Here is a 9,105-nt window from a genome sequence, read left to right as displayed (position 1 = left end):
TTAAAAACAAAGGTATTTTTATAATCAGGATTAATTTCTCCATTAATTCTAGTGTTTGTAGGGCAGAGGTAGCAACTAGGGTCATAAGAGATGGATTCTTTTTTAGAAGAAGACTCAGTTTTTCCTTGCCAAGGTCTTTTAGTTCTGTGCGGAGAAACTAATACCCATTCGCCAGTTAAAATATTGTAGCGACGATGAGGATGTGTTTTTAAATCTGATTGCATTTTTTTTTGTTTTTAAATTTGATGCAGAAAAAAGGTATTTTTTTTTGTATGATTAGCGGTCTATTAAGATAACTTGTAAACCGAATGCTAAGGTAAAATAATTAAAATAATTATTATTAAATATGGCTAGACAAAATCCATACAGCTTATTATATTTTTTAATAATGTGAGTAAGAATAATAAATCTTAAAGATTAAAAAATGAGTAGGAGTCGGTAGTATACTTTCTTAATTTATTCTCTATTTAATTTTATATGGACATAATACTCAAGTATTTTTTTTAAAACAAGTAATTTAGTAAATTGTTCATTTTAGTATAATGTATTTTATATAAGCTTGCATAGTTTTTATTAGGTTTAATTTATAGAAAACAACACTGATGTCTAGTTTATGTCTAGTTAAATTTATAAACTATGTAAAAAAAAGACGTAAAATTTGAGTGTCATTTAAAAACTAGAAAAAAATGATTCTTTTTTTAATTAATCAAAAAAATATATTTGTGATAAAAAGTAATTAAGATTAATTCTATTTCTATAAACATTTTATTACATGAAATTAACTAGATATATGCCTTTAAAGCAAGTGAATAAAATAATTTTACTCATTCTAATTTTTACTTTTCAGCTAACATGGTCTCAAATTATAAGAGAAAAATATATTGAAAAAATTGATAGTGTTGCAGAAAAAGCAGAAAAATTAAGGTATAAATATCCTGATAGTGCAAAAGTAATATTACAGCAAAGGTTTGAGCAGGTGTTGCCAAAAGATACAATTAAGGCTATTGATATTTTACTTAGAATAGCGAATATTTCTGGTACCAATGCTGAATATATGGATTCATATGATGCGTTTTGGAAGGCATTGTTGTTAGTTGATGAGATTGACAACGAAATGTTAAAATCGGTTATATATAAAAGATTAGGAAGGTTTTATGGTTATTCAGGAAGAAAAGAGCAGTCTTTTGAATATTTGAATAAATCTTTATCAATTGATAAAGATTTAGTTGCTAAAGGAGTTCTAGAAAAGGGAGATTTAGTAGTAGACTATTATTTACTAAGTTCTAATTATCGAGAAGCCGAAGAGATTGAATTAGCTCATCAATATATTGATAGTTGTTTTTTGTATTATTCAGAAAGTAGAAATCCTATTGATAAGGCATATCTTAATTTTGAAAAAGCTGTTGTGACATCTCTTCAAGGTAATAAGCATGAAGCTATAGAACTTATAAAAACTTTAATTCCTTGGTTTAATAAAAATGATCCTTCTTATTTGGTATTAGTCTATAAGTATTGGGGAGATATTTATCTAGATTTAGGAGATCTTAAAAAAAGTGAAGTTCATTATAATAAAGCTTTACAAAATTCAGAGAATTATAATAGTCATATAGATTTTACTCCGTTAATTTATGAAAAATTGACTGAGTTATATGTTAGAAAAGAAGATTATAAAAAAGCTTTTGAAAATCAACAAAAAGCAAAGAATCTGGATGTAGAGATTTTTGATAGTAGAAGTAAAAGGAATCAATCCTTATTGGAAATAAAAGATAAATTTCGAATAGAGAAAAAAAAGCAAGAAGATTTAATTCAATTGCAGCATATAAAACAGTTAGAACAAGAGGAAGAAATAACAAATTTACAGCGTATTATTCTGATAGCTGTAATTGTGTTTTTAGTAATAATTGGTGTTGTTTATTTTAATTATCTTAAATCAAAACATAAAACAGAGAAATTATTAATTAGAAAAAATAAAGAGCTAGAAATAAAGAAAGCTCAGGAATTATTAGAATTAAAAAATAAAGAATTAGCATCATCAGCTTTGCAATTGATAGAAAAAGATGAATTTTTGAAAACCCTAAAGGCTAAAGTTAAGGGTACAGATGGTAGTATAAAAACTCAAGAAGTAAATAGACTTTTAAGAACTATTTCGGTTAGTAATAATAACAATTGGGAAGAATTTAAATTAAGATTTATTGAAGTTAATAAAGAGTTTTATGAACAGATATCCTCAAAGCACCCCAAGTTAAGTCAAGGAGATCAAAAAATATGTGCATTAATAAAATTAAATTTTTCTAGTAAAGATATGGCTCGCCTTTTAGGTATATCAGTTGAGTCTGTACACACTACTCGTTATAGATTGAGAAAAAAAATGGGTCTTTCTAGAAGCACAAATCTTGAAGACTATATAAATTCTATATAAAAATTACCATATACTAGACATAAATCTAGACAATTTTTTTTTGTTTAGTTTATGTCTAGTTTGTTTTAACCACTTACCTATCCAATTCATTTAACTTAGCGGAAGTAATTTTAAATTGAGACACTTAAAGCTTGGCAATTAGCTGTGAATTATAATAAAAACATTAGCTAATTTTTAGGTGCTATTTTCAATTCAAAGCTACTCTTTAATATAATTCAAATATTTAAAAGTTCAGTTCTTATAGTTTTTATACTCTTTACTCATTATAAAGTTGGTTACACTTTTGTTAATTGAAAAGAATATTGACTTTGAACTAAAAAGCTTACAACATAAACCAGTTGAATAAAATTATAATAAAATGATAGCAACAAAATACCAAGGTAATAAAACCTTTAAAGTACATGAAAAAGAAATTACAGAACCATCTAAAGGAGAAGTGCGTATAAAAGTAGCATATGTTGGAGTATGTGGGACAGATGTTCATATTTACCATGGAATGATGGATAAACGTGTTTCAATACCAGAAACAATAGGTCACGAAATGTCAGGGGTAATAGATGCTGTTGGGCCAGGTGTTGCCGATTTCTCGGTTGGTGAAAAAGTGGTCGTACGTCCTTTAGATGATCGCTTGGTAAAATCATCTGATAAAGGGTATAACCATATCTGTGAAGATTTAAAATTTATAGGAATTGATAGTGAGGGAGCAATGCAACAATACTGGAATGTACCTTCTTTTGTATTACATAAACTTAAACCAGAAACCGATTTGAAGTTGGCTGCGTTAATAGAGCCTTTGTCTGTAGCTGCACATGATGTGCGTAGAAGTGGACTTGTAAAAGGAGAAACGGCTGTTGTATTAGGAGGTGGACCTATTGGAATGTTGGTAGCTATGGTTGCTAAAGAGGTCGGAGCCCAAGTTATTATTTCTGAAGTTAATCCCAAGCGAATTCAAAAGGCTAAAGAATTAGGTTTTGATGCTGTTAACCCTATGGAAGTAGATTTGGTGGATTATGTAAAAAGTAAAACTGAAAACAAAAGAGCAGATGTTGTGTTTGAAGTTGCTGGGGTACAGCCAGCACTAGATATAATGTGTGAAGTGGCTGGAATTAGAGGGAGAATTGTTATGGTAGCTATTCATGGAGAGAAAAAGCCTGTAGACTTGTTTAAATTTTTCTGGAAAGAGTTAAGTCTTATCGGAGCTAGAGTATACGAAAAACAAGATTATGAAAAAGCAATAGAATTAGTAGCAGCCAATAAGTTGCCATTTAAAGATATGATAACTGATGTACAACCATTGAGTAATATTCAAACAGTATTTGAAAATATTGATAAAAACCCAGATGGTATGAAAGTTCTAATGGATTGTAGTTTGTAGTCAAAAAGTGAAATAAAAAAATATAATAAAATGAATGAATTATTTAATTTATCGGGTAAGGTAGCTCTAGTAACTGGAGGAACGCATGGAATTGGTATGGCATGTGGTAAGGCATTAGCAAAGGCAGGTGCAAAATTATGTGTTAACGATATTGATGATGAAAAGTTAGCATCCTGTAAAGCTGAATATGCCAAAGAAGGCATAGATGTTTTTACCATTAATTTTAATGTTTGTAGTGAAGAAGATGTTGATAGAGGGATTAGTAAAATAGAAGAAGAGGTTGGAGCTATTAATATTCTTGTCAATAACGCAGGAATAATAAAAAGGGTACCAATTTTAGATATGCCTATATCCGATTTTGAACAAGTTATCAGTGTAGATTTAGTAGCTCCTTTAATAGTTGCCAAACGTGTTGCTCCAAAAATGATTGAGCAAAGAGAAGGTAAAATAATCAATATGTGCTCTATGATGAGCGTTTATGGTCGTCAAAATGTTTCAGCATATGCTTCAGCAAAAGGAGGTTTAAAATTATTAACTGCGAATATGTGTTGTGAATGGGCTAAATATGGACTCCAAATAAATGGTATAGGTCCTGGATATATTGCTACCTCACAAACGGCTCCAATCCGTGTTGGTGGTCATCCGTTCAATGATTTGGTAATGACTCGTACTCCGGCCAATCGTTGGGGTGAGCCTGAAGATGTAGGAAATGCATCTCTATTCTTAGCTTCTAAAGCAGCAGATTTTGTAAATGGTCAAGTGCTTTATGTTGACGGAGGTATCTTAGCAAACTTCGGTTATGTAAAAGGAGAAAATGAGATATAATTGATAATTAACTACTATTTGCTTGGAAACTGACTTTAGAAAGGCCACTTTGGCAATTAAGACAGGAGTTTGAAGGGAAAGCGGTAGTGAGAATGGATAATTATAGAAAGAAAAAGGTACAAAATTAATCTTTAGAATATGGAACAAATTAAGGAATATCAACTTTTTATTAATGGTGAATGGAGAACGTCTAAGTCAGGAGAAACCATTGATGTCATTAGTCCAACACCCGAAGATTTTGCAGGTCCGATCGTGTTTTTGGCCTCAGATGCGTCATCGTACATGAACGGCTCCATAGTTCTTGTAGACGGGGGATGGATGGGTAGATAAACGACCATCCGCCATACCATATAACAATACAAGAGAAAGTATTAAGGGAACGCCAACTCTTTGTCAGTTGGGGTTGTGAACCTCTACTTTCCGTAAAATCAAATAGAAAAAAAGAGTATAGATAAAATGAAGACAGAAAAAAAGAGTATAGATAAAATGAAGACAACGTTTTTAAATTCAATTATCAAGAAAGAGAACTTCTTAATTGGGCTTACTTTTTTGTTTTTGACGTTGTGGGGTCAAAATATTACTGCACAAACCCAACCGAATATTGTCTTCATTTTGTCGGATGATGCAGGTTATGCGGATTTTGGTTTTCAAGGCAGTAAGGAGTTTAAAACACCAGAGTTGGACAAGCTTTCCAAAAAAAGCATCCAATTTTCACAGGCGTATGTTAGTGCAGCTGTTTGCGGGCCATCAAGAGCCGGTATCTTAACAGGCAAATACCAACAGAGATTCGGTTATGAAGAGAATAACGTCCCAGGGTATATGAGCAAGTCTGGTATTACAGGTGACGATATGGGTTTGCCTCTAGATCAGAAGACTATTGCGGATTATTTAAAAAAACTTGGTTATAAGACGGCTCTTTTTGGAAAATGGCATCAAGGGAATGCCGATCGTTTTCACCCTACAAAAAGAGGGTTTGAAGAATTCTATGGTTTTAGAGGGGGGTCACGTAGCTATTTCCCATATGACGAGAACAATCCTACGGTCAAAAATGAAGATAGGCTTGAACGAGGTTTTGGAAATTTCTTGGAACATGAAGGATATCTTACCGATGAGCTGGCCACGGAAGCAATTTCTTTCATGAACCGTAATAAAGAAAATCCATTTTTTATTTATCTCTCCTTTAACGCAGTACATGCGCCAACGGAAGCTTTAGAGAAAGATTTAAGGCAATTCCCAAAACTAAAAGGTAAAAGAAAAACATTGGCAGCCATGACATTGGCCATGGATCGTGCTATAGGGGCCGTATTGGATGAGTTGGACAAATTGGGACTTTCAGAAAACACATTGGTTGTCTTTACCAATGATAACGGAGGACCATCCGATGCCAACGATTCGGACAATAGTCCGTTAAGCGGTACCAAGGCAAATCATTTAGAAGGGGGAATAAGAGTTCCTTTTTTAATGTCTTGGCCCAAGCAAATTAAAACCAAAGGAACATATAACTACCCCATTAGCTCCTTAGATCTTTTTCCCACTTTTTTAACGGCAGCAGGTGGCGATGTGAATGAAATACAAGGATTGGACGGTGTAAACCTACTCCCGTACGTAAAAGGGGAAAATAAGACCCGTCCGCATAAAGTGCTTTTTTGGAAGAAAGAAAACAGGGCGGCCATTAGAAATATGGATTGGAAGTTGATCCGTTTTCCAGATCGTCCCGCAGAGCTCTACAATTTGCAAGAAGATATTTCTGAGATAAATAATCTGGCGGTACAATATCCAGAAAAAGTAAAAGAACTATTTAAACAGCTATTTGATTGGGAATTGACTTTAGAAAGGCCACTTTGGCAATTAAGACGGGAGTTTGAAGGGAAAGCGGTAATGAGAATGGATAATTATAGAAAGAAAAAGGTACAAAATTAATCTTTAGAATATGGAACAAATTAAGGAATATCAACTTTTTATTAATGGTGAATGGAGAACGTCTAAGTCAGGTGAAACCATTGATGTCATTAGTCCAACATCCGAAGAAATTGTAGCTAGGGTACAAAACGGTACGGTAAAAGAAGCACATGAAGCCCTAGAAGCTGCGAATAAGGCTCAAAAGGAATGGAAAAAAATGCCGACCCGCCAACGTGGGGAACTACTTTATAAGCTAGCTGCAGAAATAAAGGCCAATACAGATTATTTAGCTGAACTATTGGTTAAGGAACAGGGTAAACTTTTAAAAGTGGCAAAAGGTGAAGTTGCCGTTTGTGCTTCTTTTATCGAGTATGCCGCGGAAGGTGCTCGAAGAATCGAGGGAGATATTATTCCCTCGGATAATCCTAATGAGCAAATATGGATTCAAAAAATACCTCGTGGTGTAGTGGTGGCTATTACAGCTTGGAATTTTCCTTTTGCACTAGCAGGTAGAAAATTAGGTCCAGCATTAGTAGCGGGTAACACCTTGGTTATAAAACCAACTTCAGAAACTCCATTAGCTACTCTAGAATTAGGTAATATGGCTAATAAAGTAGGAATTCCGAAGGGGGTCATTAATATTTTAACCGGTCCGGGTAGGGCTATGGGAAATGCATTGGTTGAAAGTCCGATTACTAAAATGGTAACAATGACGGGCTCAACTCCAGTTGGTCAACAAATAGCCCGAAACGCTGCCCAAAATTTAACGCACATTCAATTGGAACTAGGAGGCAAAGCACCCTTTATCGTGTTTGAAGATGCCGATATAGATGAGGCCGTAGCAGCCGCTTTACATTCAAGGTTCGATAACTGCGGACAAGTATGTACCTGTAACGAACGCATGTATGTACATGAGAATATTTATGAGGTCTTTATGGAGAAATTTATAGCGGCAACCAAAGCCTTAAAAGTAGGGGACCCTATGCTTGAGGATACCGATATGGGGCCTAAAGTAAACAAGGCTGAACTTGAGCATATGGAGCATTTGGTAAAAGTGAGTATTGAAGAAGGTGCTACGGTTGCCACAGGAGGTAAACGCCCAGAAGGAAAGCAATTCGAGAAAGGATATTGGTTTGAACCTACCGTACTTACCAATGTATCGCAAGATATGACCATAGTTCATGAAGAATCTTTTGGCCCCATTTTACCGGTGTTAAAATTTAAGACTTTTGAAGAGGTGATGGGGTATGCCAACGATTGTGAATATGGTTTGGCGGCCATGGTATTTACAAATGATATGAGCACCATAATGAAATGTAACGATGAATTGGAGTATGGTGAAATCTATATAAATCGCGGGCATGGCGAACAGCATCAAGGTTTCCATAATGGCTATAAGCTATCGGGTTCAGGTGGTGAAGATGGTAAATATGGATTTGAACAATACATGGAGAAGAAAACTTTTTACGTAAGACATAAAGCATAACCGACCATGAGTACTAAAATTTCTAAAATCGATACGCGTTTATTCACGGTGCCATTGCCTGAAGTCATGTCCGACGCCAAACATGGAGACCATTATCATTTTGAATTGATAACTGTTACCGTTACACTGGAAGACGGTAGTGAAGGCACCGGATATACCTATACCGGAGGAAAAGGAGGCTATGCCATTAAAGCCATGGTAGAGCATGATTTTACTAATGTTTTAATAGGAAAGGACGGAGCCGATATCGATGGTATATATGATTTTCTTGAATGGCATATTCATTATGTAGGAAGGGGCGGAATAGCATCTTTCGCCATTTCGGCCGTAGACATAGCACTTTGGGACATAAAATGTAAAAAACTTGGGCAACCCCTCTGGAAAGTAGCTGGCGGAGCAAACAATACCTGCAAGGCATATTGTGGGGGAATCGACCTTATGTTTCCCTTAGAAAAACTCTTGAATAATATGAAAGGGTATCTTGAAAAAGGTTTTAATGCAGTAAAAATCAAGATAGGTCGAGAAAACCTCGAGGAAGATCTGGCACGTATAAAAGCGGTTAGAGAATATATTGGTCCAGACGTTACATTCATGGTCGATGCCAACTATTCTATGACTGTAGATAAGGCCATAAAAGCTATTGAAGGTTTTAGGCAATATGATATAACTTGGTTTGAAGAGCCCATTATACCGGATAATTATAAAGGCTATGGTGAAATTGTGGATAAAACAGGTTTTCCCTTGGCGATGGGCGAAAACTTGCATACCATTCATGAATTTGAATATGCCATGGAGCAATCAAAATTATCTTTCGTACAACCCGATGCTTCCAATTGTGGAGGTATTACGGGATGGTTGGCCGCAGCCAAATTGGCCAAGGAATACAATATTTCCGCATGTTCGCACGGCATGCAAGAGTTACACGTAAGTTTAGTGTCATCACAACCAAATGCAGGCTGGTTAGAAGTACATAGCTTTCCAATTGACGAATATACCATGCGACCTTTGGTGGTAGAAAATCATAGGGCCGTGGCACCAGACTACCCAGGAACGGGAGTCATTTTTAATTGGGATAAACTACAGCCCTACGAACAAAAATAA

Annotated in this window: 7 protein-coding genes and 1 pseudogene; 7 read left to right on the top strand and 1 reads right to left on the bottom strand. The window is 34.7% G+C overall.

Annotation, left to right across the window (positions count from 1 at the left end):
• Positions 1–224 (bottom strand): galactose-1-phosphate uridylyltransferase (galT, locus tag EGM88_RS04545; protein WP_123896791.1); only part of this gene is annotated, 224 nt, incomplete at its 3' end.
• Between the two features lie 548 nt (positions 225–772).
• Between galT and EGM88_RS04540 the strand changes: the two genes are divergently transcribed.
• The 7 genes and pseudogenes from EGM88_RS04540 to EGM88_RS04510 all read left to right on the top strand — a co-directional run bounded on the left by EGM88_RS04540 (position 773) and on the right by EGM88_RS04510 (position 9,105).
• Complete coding sequence (locus EGM88_RS04540; RefSeq protein ID WP_123896790.1) at positions 773–2,419, top strand: tetratricopeptide repeat protein; 1,647 nt, start codon at positions 773–775, stop codon at positions 2,417–2,419.
• 358 nt (positions 2,420–2,777) lie between these two features.
• Complete coding sequence (locus EGM88_RS04535) at positions 2,778–3,794, top strand: zinc-dependent alcohol dehydrogenase (RefSeq protein WP_123896789.1); 1,017 nt, start codon at positions 2,778–2,780, stop codon at positions 3,792–3,794.
• A 30-nt stretch (positions 3,795–3,824) separates the two neighbouring features.
• Complete coding sequence (locus EGM88_RS04530) at positions 3,825–4,619, top strand: gluconate 5-dehydrogenase (RefSeq protein WP_123896788.1); 795 nt, start codon at positions 3,825–3,827, stop codon at positions 4,617–4,619.
• Positions 4,620–4,847: 228 nt separating this feature from the next.
• Positions 4,848–4,949: pseudogene (locus EGM88_RS04525) on the top strand (SDR family oxidoreductase); the annotation flags it as partial.
• A gap of 126 nt (positions 4,950–5,075) precedes the next feature.
• Positions 5,076–6,539, top strand: a complete 1,464-nt coding sequence (locus EGM88_RS04520) for a sulfatase (protein WP_238988374.1) — start codon at positions 5,076–5,078, stop codon at positions 6,537–6,539.
• A gap of 10 nt (positions 6,540–6,549) precedes the next feature.
• Entirely contained in the window at positions 6,550–8,004 is a 1,455-nt protein-coding gene (gene aldA / locus EGM88_RS04515) for an aldehyde dehydrogenase (RefSeq protein ID WP_123896787.1), read from the top strand.
• Between the two features lie 6 nt (positions 8,005–8,010).
• On the top strand, positions 8,011–9,105 hold the full coding sequence (locus EGM88_RS04510) for a mandelate racemase/muconate lactonizing enzyme family protein (protein ID WP_123896786.1): 1,095 nt from the start codon (positions 8,011–8,013) through the stop codon (positions 9,103–9,105).

It is taken from the genome of Aureibaculum marinum (assembly GCF_003813905.1).
Taxonomy (GTDB): Bacteria; Bacteroidota; Bacteroidia; order Flavobacteriales; family Flavobacteriaceae; genus Aureibaculum; species Aureibaculum marinum.
This window is presented reverse-complemented; position numbering and strand designations above follow the sequence as displayed.